General features: G+C 57.7%; 1 protein-coding gene and 1 pseudogene. Both read left to right on the top strand.

Features of this window, described 5'->3' with window-relative positions; translation table 11 throughout:
* Positions 1-296, top strand: a 296-nt coding sequence (locus DEQ92_RS21175; protein ID WP_233516930.1) for a helix-turn-helix domain-containing protein, incomplete at its 5' end; no start/stop codon positions are given.
* A gap of 115 nt (positions 297-411) precedes the next feature.
* Positions 412-669 (top strand): annotated as a pseudogene (locus tag DEQ92_RS21180) (RNA-guided endonuclease TnpB family protein); the annotation flags it as partial.

Raw genomic sequence — 669 nt, forward strand, 5'->3', positions numbered from 1 at the left:
CGCCGCGTGGACGACTTAGTGTCGTCGTTAGCAACGAACAACCGACTGCCGTGCTCCAAACAGTTTCCTCGGAGACAGCACAGCAGCTACTAGCGGCGCTTGACGACAACCCGGCGCCGGCCTCAGACATCGCAGAGGCTGCCGACACTTCCGTGCAGAATGCTAGGTACCACCTTGAGCACCTCTGCGAAGCCGACCTTGTTGAAACAGTAGACACGTGGTACTCCAAAAAAGGGACCGAGATGACCGTCTACGCACTCTCCGTCGAAGAGCTAGTTATTCAACTGAGGCGGTAGCGCGGAGTCCCCTTCCTCAAGGAATGAGCGGAGCGAGTGAGTAGGGAGGGGAGGAGCGCGTTCGTATAGACAATGAGCACTGGCTTATAAGTAGCAGTAGGTCCACATTGAAACTGTGGCAGACGACTACGTGCGTCGGACGGCAATCACTCGTCTCGAAGTTACGGACGAGCAACGCGACCTCCTCGAAGAAACCATCTCCGAGTGGAAGCGTGGTTGCCAACTCGCCACGGATATGGCGTGGAACGTCTGCAACGCTAAGAGCGACGTCCAGCCCCTCGCCTACGATGACATACGCGAACACACCGACCTCGGGAGTCAGCACGCGATTCTTGCCACTCACCAAGCCGCCCAAGCCATCACCGGCTGTATC

The organism is Haloferax sp. Atlit-6N (assembly GCF_003383195.1).
Classification (GTDB): Archaea; Halobacteriota; Halobacteria; order Halobacteriales; family Haloferacaceae; genus Haloferax; species Haloferax gibbonsii.